At 34.3% G+C, this 19,776-nt stretch carries 16 protein-coding genes; 15 read left to right on the top strand and 1 reads right to left on the bottom strand.

Annotated elements, in window-relative coordinates; all coding sequences use genetic code 11:
* Nucleotides 1–450: 450 nt before the first annotated feature.
* From D0T50_RS07560 to D0T50_RS07530, 7 genes are read left to right on the top strand one after another with little or no spacing between them, the layout of a single operon-like run.
* Nucleotides 451–1,215: a TolC family protein gene (locus D0T50_RS07560; RefSeq protein ID WP_239058230.1), complete on the top strand. Its 765-nt coding sequence runs from the start codon at nucleotides 451–453 to the stop codon at nucleotides 1,213–1,215.
* Between the two features lie 24 nt (nucleotides 1,216–1,239).
* Nucleotides 1,240–3,432, top strand: coding sequence for a hypothetical protein (locus tag D0T50_RS07555; protein ID WP_163222911.1), 2,193 nt, complete (start codon nucleotides 1,240–1,242; stop codon nucleotides 3,430–3,432).
* On the top strand, nucleotides 3,425–4,927 hold the full coding sequence (locus tag D0T50_RS07550; RefSeq protein WP_163222910.1) for an O-antigen ligase: 1,503 nt from the start codon (nucleotides 3,425–3,427) through the stop codon (nucleotides 4,925–4,927). Before D0T50_RS07555 ends, D0T50_RS07550 begins: the two co-directional genes overlap by 8 nt.
* On the top strand, nucleotides 4,927–5,823 hold the full coding sequence (locus tag D0T50_RS07545) for a glycosyltransferase family 2 protein (RefSeq protein WP_163222909.1): 897 nt from the start codon (nucleotides 4,927–4,929) through the stop codon (nucleotides 5,821–5,823). The genes D0T50_RS07550 and D0T50_RS07545 overlap by 1 nt, the downstream gene beginning before the upstream one ends.
* 9 nt (nucleotides 5,824–5,832) lie before the next feature.
* Entirely contained in the window at nucleotides 5,833–6,951 is a 1,119-nt protein-coding gene (locus D0T50_RS07540) for a glycosyltransferase family 1 protein (protein ID WP_163222908.1), read from the top strand.
* 21 nt (nucleotides 6,952–6,972) lie between these two features.
* On the top strand, nucleotides 6,973–7,938 hold the full coding sequence (locus D0T50_RS07535; protein WP_163222907.1) for a glycosyltransferase: 966 nt from the start codon (nucleotides 6,973–6,975) through the stop codon (nucleotides 7,936–7,938).
* 15 nt (nucleotides 7,939–7,953) lie between these two features.
* On the top strand, nucleotides 7,954–9,126 hold the full coding sequence (locus D0T50_RS07530; protein WP_163222906.1) for a glycosyltransferase family 4 protein: 1,173 nt from the start codon (nucleotides 7,954–7,956) through the stop codon (nucleotides 9,124–9,126).
* A 2-nt stretch (nucleotides 9,127–9,128) separates the two neighbouring features.
* Here D0T50_RS07530 and D0T50_RS07525 read toward each other — a convergent pair whose 3' ends face one another.
* Complete coding sequence (locus tag D0T50_RS07525) at nucleotides 9,129–10,676, bottom strand: lipopolysaccharide biosynthesis protein (RefSeq protein ID WP_163222905.1); 1,548 nt, start codon at nucleotides 10,674–10,676, stop codon at nucleotides 9,129–9,131.
* A 169-nt stretch (nucleotides 10,677–10,845) separates the two neighbouring features.
* On the opposite strand from D0T50_RS07525, the gene D0T50_RS07520 reads away from it, so the two are divergent.
* The 8 genes from D0T50_RS07520 (at nucleotide 10,846) to D0T50_RS07485 (ending at nucleotide 19,774) form a co-directional block, all read left to right on the top strand.
* Nucleotides 10,846–11,991, top strand: coding sequence for a glycosyltransferase family 4 protein (locus D0T50_RS07520; protein ID WP_163222904.1), 1,146 nt, complete (start codon nucleotides 10,846–10,848; stop codon nucleotides 11,989–11,991).
* Between the two features lie 4 nt (nucleotides 11,992–11,995).
* Nucleotides 11,996–13,129 (top strand): glycosyltransferase family 4 protein, encoded by a 1,134-nt coding sequence (locus tag D0T50_RS07515; protein WP_163222903.1) that lies wholly within the window; start codon nucleotides 11,996–11,998, stop codon nucleotides 13,127–13,129.
* On the top strand, nucleotides 13,113–14,273 hold the full coding sequence (locus tag D0T50_RS07510) for a glycosyltransferase family 4 protein (RefSeq protein WP_163222902.1): 1,161 nt from the start codon (nucleotides 13,113–13,115) through the stop codon (nucleotides 14,271–14,273). The genes D0T50_RS07515 and D0T50_RS07510 overlap by 17 nt, the downstream gene beginning before the upstream one ends.
* Before the next feature lie 2 nt (nucleotides 14,274–14,275).
* Complete coding sequence (locus D0T50_RS07505) at nucleotides 14,276–15,130, top strand: glycosyltransferase family A protein (RefSeq protein WP_163222901.1); 855 nt, start codon at nucleotides 14,276–14,278, stop codon at nucleotides 15,128–15,130.
* Nucleotides 15,130–16,332, top strand: a complete 1,203-nt coding sequence (locus D0T50_RS07500) for a glycosyltransferase family 2 protein (RefSeq protein WP_163222900.1) — start codon at nucleotides 15,130–15,132, stop codon at nucleotides 16,330–16,332. Before D0T50_RS07505 ends, D0T50_RS07500 begins: the two co-directional genes overlap by 1 nt.
* 32 nt (nucleotides 16,333–16,364) lie before the next feature.
* On the top strand, nucleotides 16,365–17,429 hold the full coding sequence (locus D0T50_RS07495) for an endonuclease/exonuclease/phosphatase family protein (protein WP_163222899.1): 1,065 nt from the start codon (nucleotides 16,365–16,367) through the stop codon (nucleotides 17,427–17,429).
* 33 nt (nucleotides 17,430–17,462) lie between these two features.
* On the top strand, nucleotides 17,463–18,503 hold the full coding sequence (locus D0T50_RS07490) for an acyltransferase (RefSeq protein WP_163222898.1): 1,041 nt from the start codon (nucleotides 17,463–17,465) through the stop codon (nucleotides 18,501–18,503).
* Nucleotides 18,504–19,012: 509 nt separating this feature from the next.
* Nucleotides 19,013–19,774 (top strand): polyphosphate polymerase domain-containing protein, encoded by a 762-nt coding sequence (locus D0T50_RS07485; protein ID WP_163222897.1) that lies wholly within the window; start codon nucleotides 19,013–19,015, stop codon nucleotides 19,772–19,774.
* The last annotated feature ends 2 nt before the right edge of the window (nucleotides 19,775–19,776 follow it).

Raw genomic sequence — 19,776 nt, 5'->3', positions numbered from 1 at the left:
TTCCTCCTAATATAATAAGAACGCGCCCGGGCGCCCGCTTTGTTTCCTTTAAAGTTTCGTTTTTTGAGCTTTTTTGGAAGAGGTTAACCTCTCTCGAAAAGAGGCTAAAAAAAGAAATTATATATATAGTTTTTGGTGATTTTAACAGAAGAATCACGATAGACTGCTTTTAGTTTTGCCAAGCATTGGCTCATTTTTTCTTTAGTACTCTCTTCATCTGCTTTTTCTCTTTTGCGGTTTAGTAGCGATGTTGACATTAATTTGTGCATAATAAATAAATATAAAATTTTCATAAGACAACAAAAAGAGCTACTTTTGCCCAAAATTCTGCTCAAAGGGTAGAAAATGTTTCAAATTTTCAATTAAAACAGAAAAAAAACGCATTCTATCCTTTGTTGTATGATTTTTATATTTATATTTGCATTATGTAACATAATAATTACAATATATATGAATCGAATGTACAACAAATTGTGGTTAATTTTGGTGCTTCTGCTAGTATGCGGGGGCCATTCCTCTTTGAGGGCACAGGAAATAGGTGGTACGCAAATTCCGGTCGATGCGGAAGCTACGTATTATTCTAGTTTATCACTACCCCCATTGGATGTTTTATTTGAGAATGCAAAGACAGCACCTGCTTATGAATTGGCAGAGGTTCAAGTCTTAGTTGAGAAAAGTCTATTAGCGAAAGAAAAAAGACATTTTCTAAGTTGGTTTAGCATAAGAGCTAGTTGGCAATGGGGTAATTTCCAAAATGATGCTACATTTAGCGATGTTTATCAACCGATTGTGTATTCGTATACTGAAAACGAACAAACAGGTTATACTATTGGCGCTGGACTTTCTATACCTTTGAGCGATTTTTTTGATTATGGGCCTCGCATAAAACGCCAAAAGTTAACATTGAAAATGACAGAGCTTCAGCGTGAAATTCAATATCAAGCATTAAAGCAAGAAATTCTAGATTTATACCTATCAGCACAGTCTCAACTAACAATAGTAAAAATCAGGGCAGAGGCAGTAGTTCTTGCAAACATTCAATATCGTCATACCGAACGCAATTTCGCTAATGGACTCACGGGCTCTGACGCCCTAGCTTTAGAAAAAGAAAAACAATCTTTAACTATTGAAAGGTACGAAGGGAGTAAGTCTTTACTCACAAAAAGCATTATGATGTTGGAAATACTAACAAATACCCCCATTATAAACAAATAGTAATTACGATTAAACAATACAATTATGGATTATATACTTTATTTCTGTCGATTTTTATATAGAATTCGCTGGTGGTTACTACTAGGAACATGCATTATAACATTAGCGGTTATTTATGCCACTAAAAATCTAGGACGGGCATATAGGGTTGAAGCAACAGTATATACCGGAATAATTTCTGGTTATACTATTGAAGGAAACTCTGGATTAGATTGGGCGGCAACCAACAATGCCATTGACAATTTGGTTAATATCATGAAGTCAGAAAATACGCTTAAGCATGTATCATATAGACTATATGCACGTAATATGATTAATGGTAATTTAGAAAAAGATAACAGATACCTTACAGCCAATAGCTTTAGGGATATTTACAATCACACAAAGAACAGTAAAGATGGGAAAGCCCTTCTAGCATTAATAGACAAAAATAGTGAGGAAAGAACTGTTGAGAATATGTTAAGCTACGAAGAGCCTGTATGGGATAACTATATATATGGTTTGTTTTACTGGAATCATAGACACTATAGTTATCAATCGTTAAAGTCCATCAAAATAAGCAGAAAAGGGAATAGCGATTTATTGGAGGTTTCTTACACTGCTAATGACCCAGGTATAGCCTATAACACTATAGCTATTTTAATGGAAGAATTTGTCAATGAATATAATGCAATACGCTATGGAGAAACAGACAAAGTTATTGAATTCTTCAGGGCTGAGTTAGATAGAGTTGGACATGAGTTGCGCTTAGCAGAAGATTCATTGACTCGTTATAATATTGAGAAGCGTGTTATTAATTACTATGATGAGACCAAAGAGATAGCTTCAATCAATGCTACATTTGAACTAAGTGAGCAAAGTGCTTTAATGGCATATAATGGATCTAGAGCATTATTGGATGAGCTAGAACGTCAAATGAATATTAATATTGAAAGTTTGAAAACAAATTCTCAATTTGTTAATAGTTTGAACAATGTATCTGTACTTACAAGTAAGATTTCTGAAATAGAATCATTTGCTGGTGATGGAGAAACAGAACAACTTGCAGACTACAGAAAGAAATTAGAAATAGCAAAAGAAGAACTAGCGCAAGTTTCTGATAGATATGTAGAGAATCAATATACAAAAGAAGGTATTTCAAGAACAAATATTGTAGAACAATGGCTTGAACAATTACTAGTTTTTGAAAAAGCAAAGTCTGACCTCTTGATTATTCAAAAAAGTCGTCAAGATCTAAATGACAAGTATGTCTTTTATGCCCCAGTTGGTTCTACAATCAAACGAAAAGAAAGACAAATCAGTTTTACTGAGCGTAATTATTTGACAACGCTAGAAAGTTATCAAGCTGCTTTAATGAGAAAGAAGAACCTCGAGATGACATCTGCTACATTAAAAGTACTTAATCCTCCAGCGTTTCCTATTTCTGCTGAGCCAACTGGTAGATCAAGAATTGTAATCATTGCTTTTGTTGCTGCATTCTTATTTATCCTGGGCTTCTTCTTGCTTGTTGAGATATTAGACCATACTTTACGTGATCGAATTCGTGCAGAACGTATTACTGGTTTAAAAGTACTTGGAGCATTCCCAGGAAGAACAAAAGTTAAATATAAAAATTATAATAGTGAATATATTTCTATCGGAACTAAATTCCTTAGTAATATTGTTTTAGGATTTTTTACTAATAAGAAAGAGAATACTCCTTATATTGTAAACTTTCTAAGCACAGAGTCAGGCGATGGAAAATCGTACTTAAGTACAAATTTGGAAGAATATTGGAATAGCCTTGGCATGAAAGTGCGTAGAGTGTCTTGGGATGCTGATTTTGACGTAAATGATCCTAAGTATTTATTAGCAAAATCAATTCATGACATCTACCCTGCCAAAGAAGAAGATATTCTTATTGTTGAATATCCTAATCTTAAGGAATACAATATCTCTGGTAAGTTGTTAGATGAAGCCAACTTAAACTTAATGGTAGCACGTGCTGACCGTGCATGGAAGGGTGCAGACAAATTGGTTTTAGAAAAATTGGAACAGCAAACTAATACCCCAATCTATTTCTATCTGAATAAAGCTTCGATGGAGGCAACTGAAAGCTTTACAGGTATGCTTCCTCCTGAAACTTATTTCAGAAAGTTAGGATATCGTTTGTCGCAATTAGGGTTAACCGAACATTTAGACAGGGATTCTGTGATTTCAAGAGAAGAACATGAGTAAAAAAGAAGCTTTTTCTAAAAATCTCATTCCTCTAAATACATCCAAAGAGGGACAAATTATTACTATATTAGGAGTAATCTTCGGATTATTCCTAATATATAAGTTTGTTTCATCTGGTAATATAACAAATACCGTAGCACTTGCAGTTTTACCCATTTCATTTGTTGTATTCATTTTCACAATACTTTATTACAGAAGAATATTTTATGCGTTATTTATCTCGCATTTTATAATCTTATTACTAAGTACTTACACTGCAGTAATGATTGGTGCTGTTACTCTCGTATTTAATATTGTGGCGATGATGTTGCTTATTTTGATTGGCGTATATCGAAATACCTCATGGAAAAACAGTTGGAATGGAATGCTGGGACTTTTTAGTATTTGGGGGCTATATTGTGTTGCAGAGTTAGGAAACCCTAATACTGTACAGCAAGCTTGGAATGTAGCGATAACCTATTATTATGTTTACCCTGCATTATGTGCCATATTGGTTCCAATCACTATTCGCAAATATAAAAGTATTGAGTGGTTATTAATATTATGGTCTATATTTGTTCTTATAGCATCTTTTAAGGGGTATTGGCAAAAAAGTCATGGATTTAATGCTAGAGAATTAGCTTTCCTTTATGAGTATGGAGCTGCAAGAACTCATATTATATGGTCTGGGATTCGATATTTTTCATTCTTTACAGATGCCGCCAATTTTGGCGTTCATATGGCAATGGCAGCCTTTACATTTGGTGTGTCCCTCTTTTTTGTTGAAAAGAGATGGTTAAGAATTTATTTTTCTATTGTAGCCATGGCTGCTATATATGGAATGTTTATATCTGGAACACGCACAGCAATGGCTGTTCCACTAGCAGGGCTTCTCTATTTTGTATTGCAGTCTAAGAATTGGAAACTCTTCTTTATGAGTTTGTTCGTATTAGTTGCGATATTTTCTTTCTTTAAATATACTACTGTTGGAGAAAGCAACCAATATATTCGTAAAATGCGTTCTGCTTTCACTCCGCAAGGAGACCCTTCATTTCAAGTTCGTTTGGATAACCGCGAGGCAATGAAAGAATACATGGCTGATATGCCAATGGGGTATGGATTAGGGCTCGGAGGGCAATCCGGAAGGTATAATCCAGACAAGTCTATGCCTCTTCCACCAGACTCATGGCTCGTAAATGTTTGGACAGACACAGGCACTTTTGGATTAAGCTTATACATTATTATTCACGGATTACTCTTTGTTTGGTGTTCTTGGCTATTAATGTTCAAAGTTACAAATAAACGATTAAGAAGAGTCATAGCAACTTGGCTATCTGTAAACTTTGGATTCTTTGTTGCTGCATATGCAAATGACGTAATGCAATATCCTAATATGATTATTCTTTATACCGGATTTGCACTTTGCTTTGCAGCGCCTCATATAGAGAAGAATGATAAAGCATTGATTGAAGGCAATGAAGATGCAGAGGAAAAGAAGTATAGCTTAACTGTATAATGGATAGACCAGTAATATCATTTATTACAGTAAACTACAATGGTTTCAAAGATACATGTGAATTAATTCAATCTTTACAAAGTTGTATTAAATCCATTGTCTTTGAAATTATTGTTGTTGATAACGCTTCGATTGTAGATGAATCAATTAAAATAAAGGAACTTTTCCCAAATATCATAACAATACGAAGCGAAAAGAACCTTGGGTTCTCCGGAGGTAATAATATAGGAATACATGAAGCTAAAGGAAAGTATATTTTTTTCATAAACAATGACACCTATATTGAAGATGATAAAATAATCTTTCTAATAGATTGCTTAGAAAAAAGCTCTCTTATCGCGGGAGTTTCACCTAAAATAAGATTTGCATTTCCTCCACAAAACATTCAATTTGCAGGCTACACTCCCTTATCCAATATTACCTTAAGAAATAGTTTAATAGGATTTGGACAACCGGATATAGCCGACTTCAATCATCCATGCACAACTCCTTATCTACATGGCGCAGCTATGATGATAAAACGTGAAGCTATTGATAGAGTTGGAATGATGCCTGAAATATTTTTTCTTTACTACGAAGAATTAGATTGGAGTAGACAATTTACAAAAGCAGGTTATCAATTGCGGTATATACCTGATTGGACTGTCTTTCACAAAGAGAGCCAAAGTACAGGACAAGAAAGTCCTTTGCGCACATTTTATTTAACTCGGAATCGATTATTATATGCGTGGAGAAATCTTGAAGGTGTTCAGAAATGGCTAGCAGTTTTGTACCAAGTTACAATCCCACCAATAAAGAGTATCCTGATAAATTTAATTAAAGGTAAGTTTAAACTAATTAGTGCAACAATCAAAGGCATCTATGCGTTTATTGTACTACCAAATAAGAACCAATAGAATTGCTTTATGAAAATAGGAATTGAGGCTCAAAGAATATTTCGAAGAAATAAGCATGGAATGGATTTCGTTGCTTTAGAGACAATACGTGAATTACAAAATATAGATAAAACAAACGAATACTATATTTTTGTTGCACCAGGCGAAGACCGTTGTTTGAATGAGACGAAAAATTTCCATATTGTAGAATTGAAAAGTTATAGTTATCCGGTATGGGAGCAAATAAGTTTACCAAATGCCATTAAAAAACTTAATTTGGATTTGTTGCATTGCACTAGCAATACAGCACCTATTCATACACCTGTCCCTCTAATTTTGACACTACACGATATTATTTTTCTAGAGAAAAGGCAATCAAGCAGTAAATCTTTTTATCAGGAAATGGGCTGGTATTACCGTAAGTTGGTTGTACCTAAAATTCTCCCAAAATGCAAAACAATTATAACTGTTTCTAATTTTGAAAGAAATAGAATTTGTTCATCATTGAATCTCTCAAAAGAGCAAGTTGTTAGTGTTTACAATGGTTACAATACACATTTTAAACAGCAAGAGAAACAACCTGAGATTACTAAAAAATATATTCCTGATGATGACTTTTTATTCTTTCTGGGCAATACCGACCCCAAAAAGAACTCTCCTCGTGTTTTAAAAGCCTATAGCATATACTTAAAATCATCTGAAAAGAAGCGTCCGTTATTGATAGCCGACCTTAAAGAAGATTTTATAGATACAATCTTAAAGGAAGAGAATATTGAAGAGATTAAATCTTTCCTCCATTATCCAGGTTATATTGCTAATACCGATTTGGTTGCCATTTACAATGGCTCATTTGCTTTTTTGTACCCCTCTTTACGAGAAAGTTTTGGGATACCAATGATTGAAGCGATGGCATGTGGTACACCAATCATAGCGGGCAACACATCAGCCATGCCTGAAGTTGCAGGAGAAGGGGCTCTTCTTGTTGATCCATATAAACCGGAAGAAATTGCAGAAAAGCTATTAATGCTTGAAACTAACAATGAAAAATATGAGCAGTATGTTGCCTATGGATTATCTCGTGCTAAGGAGTTTTCTTGGAGAAAAAGTGCAGAATCTCTATTAAACATCTACTCTAACCTAAAAGTTTAACCATATTATATAAATAGTTAAATGCAGCAGTCAATACAACCAAAAGTAAGTGTCATTATTCCTGTATATAACACGCAAGAATATGTTAGGCAAGCTGTTGAATGTGTAATGAAGCAATCTCTCCTAGAACTTGAAATTATAATTATAAACGATGGCTCTACAGATGACAGCTTGGCTATTATTCAGATGCTAGCGAAAGATGATAATAGGATACAAATCTACAACCAACTAAATCAAGGGCAATCGGTAGCGCGAAACACAGGTATAGCGCAAGCAACCGGGAAGTATCTCTATTTTATGGACAGCGATGACTTTTTGGACTTAAACACGCTAGAAGAATGCTATAACAAATGTGAAAAAGATAATCTTGACTTTGTATTCTTTAACGCAGAGGTTATCAATGAACATCAAGGGTCTTCTTTTCAAATGGACTATCACCACCATAGTTTAAAAGATCGCGTATATGGTGGATTAGAAGTTATGAATTTTCTAATTGACACCTGGCAATTCAAGATTCCACCCTACCTCAATTTAATACGTACTTCTTATCTCCGGCAAATAAATCTTTTATTTTATCCCGGTATTATTCATGAGGACCAATTATTTACAGTTTTGTTATATACAAATGCCACACGAGTGGGTTACATAGACAAAGATTTTTTTAAACGAAGAATACGGTTAGGGTCAACTATGACATTAAATGTTTCGTGGAAAAACGTAACTGGCTACTTTACTGTATTTGATGAGTTAAGGTTGTTTGCAGTAAACAAAGAAAAATCTATTAGTAATATTATCTATAAGCACATAAAAATAACGTTAAATGCTTTTATTTATAATATTTGCCTAACTACATTTCCCGAAAAGCGTGCCTTGCTTAAACTTTGTATTAAAAAGAATTACATAAAAGATATTAGTGTAATTAATTTATTTAGACTTATTCTTCCATACCATTGGATCTCTAAAAAGATAGACAAAAGAATAAAATAGCACCCAGTTTTCAATATGAATATTGCAATATTAACCCCGGGAGTTCTACCAGTACCGACTGTTAGAGGTGGAGCAGTTGAAATGCTCACAGAGTGCTTGCTCGATTACAACGAACAGCACCTCCAACATGACATAACTATTTATGGCATTTATGATGCTAAAATAACGAAGTCACTCCTAAATAAATACAAATATTGTCACTTTGAGTTATTCAACCAAAATTCACTACGTTCAAAGATAAAACGGTTTATTTATTCTAAAACAACTTCTAAAAACTATTACAATCACTATCTCGACTATTATGCTTATCAGGCACTTAAAAAAATTAGTTGCAAAAAAAATGACATCCTCTTGATTGAGAATAGGGCCAACTTTGTTTTGATGGCATCAACTATAACAAATATTCCTATTGTATTGCACTTACACAACGATACTCTAGATGCGCAGACTATAAATGCAAATGATATTCTGTCCAAATCAACTAAAATCCTCACTGTTTCAGGATATATAAAAAAGCGTGTTGATACAATTGATACCACAAACGATAAAGTACATGTGGTTTATAATGGTATTGACATTGATCGTTTTAAAAACATAAATCCTGTTTATAGCAGGAAAGATTTTGGTTTTGACAATGATGATTTTGTTCTGGTATATACAGGCAGATTAGACCCCATAAAAGGAGTAAAGGAACTTTTGCAATCTTTCCTATTACTAAACCAAGAGAAAATAAAATTACTTATTGTAGGCGGATCCAATTATGGAAATTCATCAGAGAATGAATACACGCAAGAAATAAAATCTTTAGTGAGTAATTTAGGCAACAGAGTTGTCTTTACAGGACATCTACCCTACGAAAGTATTCCTGCTATTTTAAGTTTGTGTGACATTGGTGTTATACCTTCAATATGCGAAGACGCTTTAACACTCTCCTCTATTGAGGATATGGCTGTTGGACTTCCCTTAATAGTTACACGCTCAGGTGGGATTCCAGAAGCTGTTGATGAAGAATGCGCTATCATTATAGAAAAAGACGAGACAATGATAGAAAAGCTAGCACAAAGTATTCTGTTACTTTACTCAGATAAAGATAAACAAGAAAAAATGTCTATTCATGCAAAGCAAAGAGCTCTGTTATTCAACAAAGACAATTACGCTAAAAACATATTTAAGGAGCTAGAACTATAAAACTATTTTTTACTTCTTAACTTAGCAACTAACGGGATACGGTTGATTGCATATTTCATTCCAATAGTTGTTTTTAGAAGTATAAAAAAATAGAGCCCGGTAAATGGCATAAGAATAATTATTGCTTTTACCGCCATACTCCACAATGATTCTGCATGAATATCAATTAACATGTTTTTTATTGGTATAAAAATCACCAAGCACACAACAAATGCAATATAATGAGGAGCAACACCTTTCCAATAAGACCAAACGGGTAATCTAAAACCTGACTTAAACAAATAATATGGTTTCCAGAAAACAGCTATCAATGTCATACTGCAGGCTTTACCTAATAGTATTCCAATTATTCCATATTGACTTGCAACAATTACCGTTATTGCAATATTCAAGATTGTTTCAGCCCACGCAGCCCAAGTGTCAGCATACAACCCATGTGCATGTACAAATATCTCAACCATTCTTGATGTCAAAGAGATAAATAAATTAAAAATAAGAATACATAGAATTAAGTTACTCATGATATATTTATCTCCTAACCAAATTGAGATAAATGGTTCCATAAAAAAATAAAGCAGCGCAGCTACTGTACCGGTTATAAAATAGCGTAATGCTATCAGCTCCCAGAAAACCTTCATCGTGTTTTGTTTGTTATCTTCAGCTATCAAATTCCCAACACCAGCTCCAACACCATCAAAAGCAATATTTATCAAGGTTATTACTTTATTTACAATCATTGTATAATTACCATAATACGCAACCATTTTCAGAGAAACAAATGCAAACACCCAAATTTCATCGCTACGGTTCAGCACAAAATCTTTCATCTTGTGCATAAAAAACTGTTTTGTTTTTTTGAAGACTTCGGGGTATTTTTTCAATAATGACTTCCCGTTATTTAAATTTGTTGTTAACCATGGGTACTCTTGATTTATCTTTTTATTCAGAATAATACAAGTGACTATTGAAAATACAAATTCTATCGCAACCCACAAATATAAATTTTTGTAATAATAGGCCAATAATATCTGTATAATAGTTTTAACAAGTGCGCCTGTTTGAAAGTAAGCAGAAACAATGTAGTTTTTTTGATCAGCTGTAAGTAAAACCTGACGATAGTTAATAAAATAAGTTATTAATGAGGAGCCTAAAAAAGAAAAGAAAGCAAAATAGACGATGCCAATACCTACATTAGAATTGCCAAACATCAACGGAAAGAAAAAACTCAAAACGCCTCCACAAATTATAAGAGCAAATCCTATTTTCCTATATATATAACCAAAAAGAGAAATAATTTCATTTATTTCTTCATGATTGTTCTCTTGTAAAGGTTTATAAAGAAAGAAACAAATACAATAAGCAATACCAAGTTCCGCTAAATTTAACAAACTAAGGATGTTATTTAGTGTTCCTGTAAGTCCTATAAAATCATCTCCTAAACAGTCCAGAAATATTTTCCTGGAAAAGAAAGAGACAAACAAAGTCAGCATATAAAAAAACAAATTCACTTTTGCATTTAGCAAACTCTTTTGCAATCTGGATTTACTCATTGTGCTCTATTTTTTTGCAAAGATAACCAAGTTACTCTTTTCTGCGATTCTTTTGTTGAAAATTTCCGTCAACACATAACGAAAACCTACTAACTGTTAACTTTTAGAAGTAGGTAAACAACTTTATATCAAAAAACAATGTATATTTGTATTATTAAATGCGTATTATATGAAAATAGCATACCTATACCCTGCTCTTGATACTGTTGGTGGAGCTGATCGTGTCATTACTGAAAAAGCGAATTATCTTGCTGAGAAATGTGGCTATGATGTATATCTAATTACTGCTCATCAAAACAATAAACCTTTATACTTCCCCTTGTCTTCTAAAGTTATTCATGTAGATTTAGGCGTAGATTTCAACAAGCAATATGGGCACTCTTTATTGAAACGTTCTTTCATTTATATGAAATTGTTGCGCGAATACAAAAAAAAGCTCACAAAGCTGCTTTTTGAGTTAAAATTAGACATTGTTATTACAACAATAAGTCGCGACATTGATTTTCTATACAAACTAAAAGATGGAAGTAAAAAAGTTGCGGAAGCGCATATTGCAAAACCTTATATTAGAAATATTCATCTAATGCTTCAAACAAAGGGACTATATTATATCATAGGTAGAATTTGGACATACAAGCTCGAAAAAGCAATAAAAAGCTTTGATGCGTTAGTAGTGCTGACCAATAGAGATGCTAAAAGTTGGATTGGAGTTAAAACGCCACATGTAATAGCCAATTCACTCCCTTTTTATCCGGAAGAAAGTAGCGCATGCGAAAATAAAAAAATAATAAGCGTAGGTAGGCTTGATGAACAAAAAGGATATGACATGTTGATTGACGCTTGGGAAATAGTACATAAAAAAGAACCTGAGTGGGTACTAACTATATATGGAAGTGGAGTGCTGCATGACCAGTTTTCTCGCTCAGTAAAAGCTAAAGGTCTCGAATCTTCTTTCATATTGGCAAACCCTGTAAAGAACATTGTAGACAAGTACTTGGAAAGTTCTATCTATGTTATGAGTTCAAGGTTCGAAGGATTTGGTATGGTGCTTGCAGAAGCTATGGCTTGTGGTGTGCCATGTGTTTCATTTGATTGTCCACATGGGCCTTCGGATATTATCAAAGATAAAGTTGATGGACTGATTGTTAAAAATGGCAACATAGAACAATTAGCAGACAACATTCTCTATATGATAACACATAACGAAGAAAGAAAAGGAATGGGAATAAGAGCCAAAGAAAACATCAAGAGGTATTCTCCGGATGTAATTATGAAAAATTGGACAAATTTGTTTGAAGAACTAACCAGCAAGTAACAAGATGAAAGCACTTTTCCTTATATATCATGGATTTGAAGAACACAATGGTATCAGTAAAAAAATACATTACCAAATACAAGCATTCAAAGAATGTGGCGTTGAAATGCACTTGTGCTATTTTACCGATACAGAAGGCCATAAAGTACGCTGGATAGATAAAGAGCCAATTAGCGATTATGGTGTAGGATTCAAATCAAAAATTCTGAAACGAACAGACTTTGCTAGTATTGTTTCTTATATCGTTAAAAATAACATTTCATTGGTATATGCTCGACATGACCACAACGCTAATCCTTTTACTATTGCCTTATATAAGGATATCCAAGAAACTGGTTGCAAATTAGTTTTGGAGATTCCAACCTATCCTTACGACCAAGAATATAATGGTTTTCCTTTTTCAGAAAGAGCCAATTTATTTATTGACAAGACATTTAGGAAACAACTCGTTAGTCATACCGATTATATAATAACTTTTTCATCCAACACACATATTTGGGGTAAAGAAACGATACGTATATCTAATGGAATAGATTTTTCTCAAATTCCGATTAAACGCCAAATCAATGATACAACATCGGTTCTTAATTTAATTGGAGTTGCTGAAATACATTATTGGCATGGTTTTGATCGTGTGCTCAAAGGGCTTGGAGAATATTACAAAACAGAAAGGCCATACAAAGTATATTTCCACTTAATTGGAAATACAGGTGAGAAACATGGTATGGAGTTTAGAGAAATTATTCAAGCTTATAGTATTGAAGAATATATAATTTTCCACGGTGCTCTTCATGGCGAAGCCCTTAATGAACAATTTGAAAAAGCTGATTTAGGAATTGGAAGCCTCGGAAGGCACCGAAGTGGAATCACCGACATTAAAACACTTAAAAACAGAGAGTATGCTGCGCGTGGCATTCCATTTATCTACTCCGAAATGGATAGTGATTTTGATAACCGTTCATATGTTTTAAAAGAACCGGCTAATGAAGAGGCGATAAACATTGAAGAGCTCATCACTTTTTATGAGAGTAGTAATTGGAATCCTGCAGAAATACGCGATTCCATAATAGATTTGTCATGGAAAAATCAAATGCAAAAAGTGCTAGATAAACTATTTAAGCATGAAAAAGAAAATTAAAATAGCCTATTGCTTACCCTCACTTTACATACCTGGTGGTATGGAGCGTGTTTTAACAGTCAAGGCAAACTATTTTGCCGATGTGTTGCATTATGAAATAACACTAATCCTTACTGACGAGAAAGAGAAAGCGCCATATTACCCATTATCGCCAAAGATAAACATAGTTAATCTTGGAATCAATTATAATGAACTATGGGATCAGCCTTTCCACAAAAAAAATCTATTGTATTTCAAGAAACAACGAACTTTCAAACGGGAACTTAAAAAAACACTATTCAGTATAAAGCCTGATATTACTGTCTCAATGCTGAGAAGAGAAATCAATTTTATTAATTCTATTAAAGATGGAAGCATAAAAGTAGGAGAGGCTCATATCAATAGAGAAAATTTTAGGGCTGTATCGCAAGAAAGTGGCAGTAACAGTATTAAGAAGCTCATTTCTAAATACTGGATTAAGCAGCTAACAAGTAAGCTACAGCAACTTTCAATGTTCGTTGTACTTACTGAAGATGACATCCCTAAGTGGACAGGAATTTCTAATATATGCGCCATAAACAATCCCTTGTCTTTTTTCCCCTCTAAAAAATCGACAACTGAAAACAAACAGGTCATTGCCGTAGGACGTTTTTTGTGGGAGAAAGGATTCGACAGGCTTATTGAAGCTTGGAGATTGGTTAATGATAAACATCCTTCTTGGATATTAAAGATTTACGGTGGAGGGGATAAATCAGCCTATCAAAAACAAGTAGACCGCTTGGGTATTGCAGATAGTTGCCTACTCGAAGATGCCGTAAGTAACATTTCTGACAAATACATTGAAAGTTCTATTTTTGCACTTTCATCAAGATTTGAAGGATTTGGGTTGGTGCTAATTGAAGCAATGGCATGTGGTGTTCCTCCTGTTTCTTTTTCCTGCCCTACAGGCCCACGCTACATTATCAATAATAATAACAATGGAATACTTGTTGAGGACGGAAATATAGAAGAACTTGCGAAAAAAATTTGTTATCTGATTGAGCATGATGACATTCGTAGAAACATGGGAGCACAAGCTAGATTGGATGCTGAGAAATACAAAATAGAGAATATAGCAAAAAAATGGGAAGAATTATTTAATTCATTACTTTCAAAAAGAAATTAACTATGAATTGGTACACAAATTATCTATCTATATTTGAAAAACCATTTTCAAATATACCTGAAAGTACAATCAATCATGTACACAAAAAACTCGATGAAAAAAAATCAGAAGATCCTATTGCATCTGTCATTTTAATAGCACACAATGAAGAAAGCAGAATCACAAGTTGCCTCTGGTCTCTTGCAGAGAATATTTGTCAATACCCTATCGAGATATTAGTTGTAAACAACAACTCTACAGACAAAACAGAAGAAATATTAAACCTTCTGGGAGTTACGTACTTTAACGAATCAAAAAAAGGCCCGGGACATGCCCGCCAACGAGGATTAAATGAAGCAAGAGGAAAATACCATATCTGTATCGACTCAGATACGATGTACCCTCCATATTATATTGAAACACATATAAAAGCTTTGATGAAACCTGGTGTTGTATGCGTATTTGGCTTATGGAGTTTTATTCCAACCGAGAATTATTCTAAATTTGGGCTGTGGGTATTCGAAGCTTTGCGAGATATTCATTTACAAATTCAAGCCATAAAACGGCCAGAACTATGTGTCCGCGGAATGGTATTCAGTTTCAACACTGAATTGGGACGAAAAATTGGGTTTCGCACGGATATTATACGCGGAGAAGATGGGTCATTGGCTTTAGGGTTAAAACCGCATGGCAAACTAAAGTTACTCACCACACGTAAAGCAAGAGCTCTTACCAGCAATGGAACACTAAATGCCGACGGTTCCCTTTTTAACAGCTTCAAAGTTCGTTTTATAAAAGGAATCAAAGGTTTCACCGGGTTATTCTCTAAGAAAAGCAACTACGAAGACGAGGATTCTAACCTAATTAAGAATAAATAATGACAGCACTTATCATTCTCTTTTGGGTAAGCATATTCATTGTATTCTATACATATATCGGATATGGAATAGTTCTTTACCTGTTAGTGAAAATCAAAGAAGCTTTTCGTAAAGCTACTGTATACAAATTGCCGGATGACGATAATCTTCCTGACGTTACGCTCTTTATCACCGCATTCAACGAAGAAGATGTTGTTGATGAGAAGATGCAGAACTGTATTGAGCTTGATTATCCTGCCGATAAGCTACATATAGTTTGGACTACCGACGGAAGTAATGACGGCACAAATGATCGATTAAAAAATAACTGGCCGCAAGCAACCGTCTACTTCAGTCCTGAGCGCAGAGGAAAGACTGCTGCCATGACCCGTGGGATGAGTTTTGTTGAGACACCACTCGTTGCCTTTACAGATGCCAACACCATGCTCAACAAAGAAGCAATCCGAGAAATAGTACTTGCATTTATGAATCCAAAAGTAGGTTGTGTAGCCGGAGAGAAACGAATAGCCGTACAGAGTAAAGATGGAGCCGCCGCCGGTGGTGAGGGTATTTATTGGAAATACGAATCAACGCTGAAGAGTTTAGATTCACGTCTCTATTCGGCAGTAGGAGCAGCCGGAGAATTGTTTGCTGTTCGTAAAGAGCTGTTCGAAGAAATGGAAACCGATACACTACTCGACGACTTTATCCTTTCCATGCGAATGACCATGAATGGTTATATCATAGCTTATTGTAAGAATGCTTATGCTGTGGAAAGTGGTTCGGCTGATATGGTGGAGGAAGAAAAGCGCAAAGTACGTATTGCCGCCGGAGGTTTACAGTCTATCTGGCGTTTACGCCCGTTATTAAATATCTTCCGTTATGGTACGTTGAGTTTTCAATATGTATCACATCGCGTGCTTCGATGGTCTATTACCCCTATCCTACTCTTCCTGTTACTTCCGCTGAATATTGTTTTGTTGTGCATGGGTGCTGCTCCTTTTGTCTATGGGACATTGCTGGTTTTGCAGGTTTTGTTCTATATTATGGGACTATGGGGATATTATCTTTCTACCAAACAAATTAAGAATAAATTGCTCTTTATTCCGTACTACTTCCTGTTTATGAACATAAACGTTATTAAAGGATTTAGATATCTGTACAAGCGAAGAAATAATAAAAGCAGTGGAGCTTGGGAGAAAGCCAAGCGAGCAGCTAAATAACACATTATATTTTAACATTAACGTTTTTTTCAATGAAACTTCTTTATAGGCTCTCTATAATAGCAACAATTCTTATTGCCCTATTTGCTATTATTGGCGCGTTTGCCTCAAAAGTATCTCCCGCAGACTCCAGTTTTATGTCTTTATTGAGTTTAGGGCTTCCTGCTTTAGTGGCAGTGTGTCTATTACTTGTTGTTTACTGGGCTATCCGTTTTCGCTGTTGGGTATGGGTACCTCTTGTTGCTGTTGTTTTTAACTGGGGATTTATTGGTTCAATGGTTCAAAATCCCTACAGAGAAAGAGAGTTACCAAGTAGCGAACGCACCTTAAATATTGCGACTTTCAATACCGGCCGATTTGGAAAGAGTACATCCAATTTAAGAATGACATCCTTTTTTATGGCAGAGAATCAAGTAGACATTATCTGCTTCCAGGAGTTTGCCACTTTTAATGATTTTCCTTTTGATAGTGTCAACAAAACAATTCTTGCTTCTTGGCCTTATCGTGTAATCCCCAAATCAGAAAAGCAAAACATACTTCCATTGGCTATATACAGTAGATATCCAATTCTTGACCACAAGTTAATTACATACCCCAATACTCCCAACGCCAGTATGTGGTGCGATATTTCTGTGGAAGGCAAAACAATACGTGTGTTTAACAATCACCTGCAAACCACCAATCTCAATCAAAGCAGGCGTCAATATGAAAAATACTACAAGGGCTCGAACAGCATTGACACAGATATGGAGTTTGCTACTAATGCAGGCAATCTTGTACAAACAAATGAAATAATGCGGGCTTATCAAGCCGAAACTATAGATAGATTAATTAAAGAAAGTCCGTATCCGGTTTTGGTGTGTGGTGACTTTAACTCCATCCCCTCTACATACATTTACCGAAAAATGAGAGGAGATTTAAAGGATGGATTCCAGACGAGCGGACGTGGTTATGCAGGTACATATCGCTATTTCAAGGGACTAATGCGCATTGACTATATCTTCCACTCACCATCGTTTAACGGAATTGATTACTATTCAACAAAAATCGACTTGGGAAGTGACCATAATCCGGTGTTAATGCGGGTGGAATACTAGTTAATCATAGGATGCAGTAACATAACAAACAATATGATGAAAGAAAAAAAAAAGTGGATTGATTGTTTAAGAGTATTGGCAACATTTTGTGTCATTGTTTTACATGTTTCTGCACCTCTATTAGACCAATATGGTGATATCTCTAACTTTGATTGGTGGGTTGGAAACATATACGATGGGTCCACACGTTTTTCTGTTCCTCTCTTCTTATTAATAACTGGTGCTTTAATATTACCACAAACATATAGTAGCATGACCATGTTTTTTAAGAAGCGTTTTTCTAGAGTTGTACTCCCTTTTGCCTTTTGGAGCTTTATCTATATTATGCAATCTTTGCTTGCTTTGCTAAGAAATAGTGAAATCACAGATACTAATGGGGTTATACATTTCTTTATCATGCAAATAAAAGAGGGAGCTTCGTTCCATCTGTGGTATATTTACTTAATTCTAGGATTATATCTCTTTTTCCCTATTATAAATAAATGGATAAAAAACAGTAATAGGAACGAAATTTTATATTTTATAGTTCTCTGGAGTATAATTACCATTTCTAATTTATCCACCTTAAACCAAATGATTCCCAACATTGAATTGAGGTATTTTTCAGGATACATTGGTGTCCCAATCATTGGTTATTATTTAATAACAACTACTTTCAATAGAAAGAAAGCAATCTATACATCTTTAACACTAATAACAATTGGTACATTAATGACTCTGATTGGAACATTTTTTGTAACAAAGCAAAATAATAAATTTATCCATTCATTTTATGAATACCTAACCCCCAACGTTATACTTACAGCTGTTGGCGTTTTCATGCTATTCAAACACTACACTCCACCTCTAAACAAAAAAATTACATCTGCTATTTTTTTCTTTAGTAAGTATAGCTATGGAATATACTTGGTTCATATTTTAGTTCGATGGTATCTTTTTAAAATTGGTATATCGTATGCATTTGTTGCCCCAATTGTGGGAATACCAATTACCAGTATATTATGCTTTGTTATTTCCGCTTTTATTGTTTGGGGCATTAATAAAGTTCCATACGGCAAGTACATATCTGGATAGTATCAGCATTTATAGCAGTATTCTGCTGTAAATGCCATTAAATATAACAATTTGTGAATTATAAGGTATTAATTATAATGCCGGTATACAATGTATCCGGCTTTACCCCGAAGCTTATATAATAAAAAGATACACTGCATTAGTCAGATATATTCTATCAGACTCCATAAAGAAACACGAGTATCCAGATGCAATAAAAACATATACATATATTTTGATTCTTCAATCGGTAAAGAGCCCTTTGTTTAGTAAGGTAGTAGAAGCTGTAAAAAAAAGGAAACTAATAAAAATATACAAATAGACATTCTTAATACAATCCGATTATATTCACCTATATATCGTTATAATTACTTATAGCTCTTGCACCAAATACTTAAAGCTATTCTCAGAAGAGAAATAAGTTAAAAGCATGATTTTCTTTACAAAACACACTGAATTCAAATAATATAGCTATTTTTGCAAAATATAACACAACTGAAAACCTTTAACATTTAAACAACATGTCGTCAATGAATCTTTTAAGTCATGAATTGTCTTTACTTCCCCCTATCCACTTAGAGGAGATGCATAGTATTAGACTAATGAACCGAATTGACACAAAATTTATTACTTCTTCCAAAATGCTTCCGTTGATTCTGCAATTGGCCGAAAACGATTATTTTGTACAAGACATTGAGACAAATAGAAATCCCGAATACCATACTATATACTTAGATACTCCTGACAGAGAAATGTATATTTCTCATCAAAATGGGAAGAAGGATCGTAAAAAAGTTAGATTTCGCACTTATCTCACTTCGAACACAAGCTATTTTGAGGTAAAACATAAAAATAACCGGGGGCGTACTAATAAAAAACGAATACAAATAAGTCACCCGAAAAACATTATCAGCGAAGGAGGAGCACAATTTGTTTACAACCACTCTTCTTACCAATTGCACCACCTAGTAAATCACCTTGAGAATCGGTTTCATAGAATAACGCTCGTCAATAAAAATAGAACGGAAAGATTAACAATAGATACCCATGTTCGTTTTTTGAACCATCTGACAGGAAACAGGCATCAATTGGAAGAAATTGCAATCATCGAACTGAAACGAGATGGGAATGTACCCTCTCCTATGTTTTGTATATTGAGAGACTTGCGTATAGCACCGGTTAGTATCAGTAAATACTGTATTGGTTCCGCACTTACCGATACCAGTTTAAAGCAAAATCGATTCAAAATCAAAATAAGAGAAATAGAAAGAATTCAAAGAAATTACAAATAAAT

This window comes from Bacteroides sp. 214 (assembly GCF_010501015.1).
In the GTDB taxonomy this organism is placed as follows: domain Bacteria; phylum Bacteroidota; class Bacteroidia; order Bacteroidales; family Bacteroidaceae; genus Bacteroides.
The sequence above is the reverse complement of the archived record's forward strand: the minus strand, read 5'-3'. Positions and strand labels throughout refer to the sequence as shown.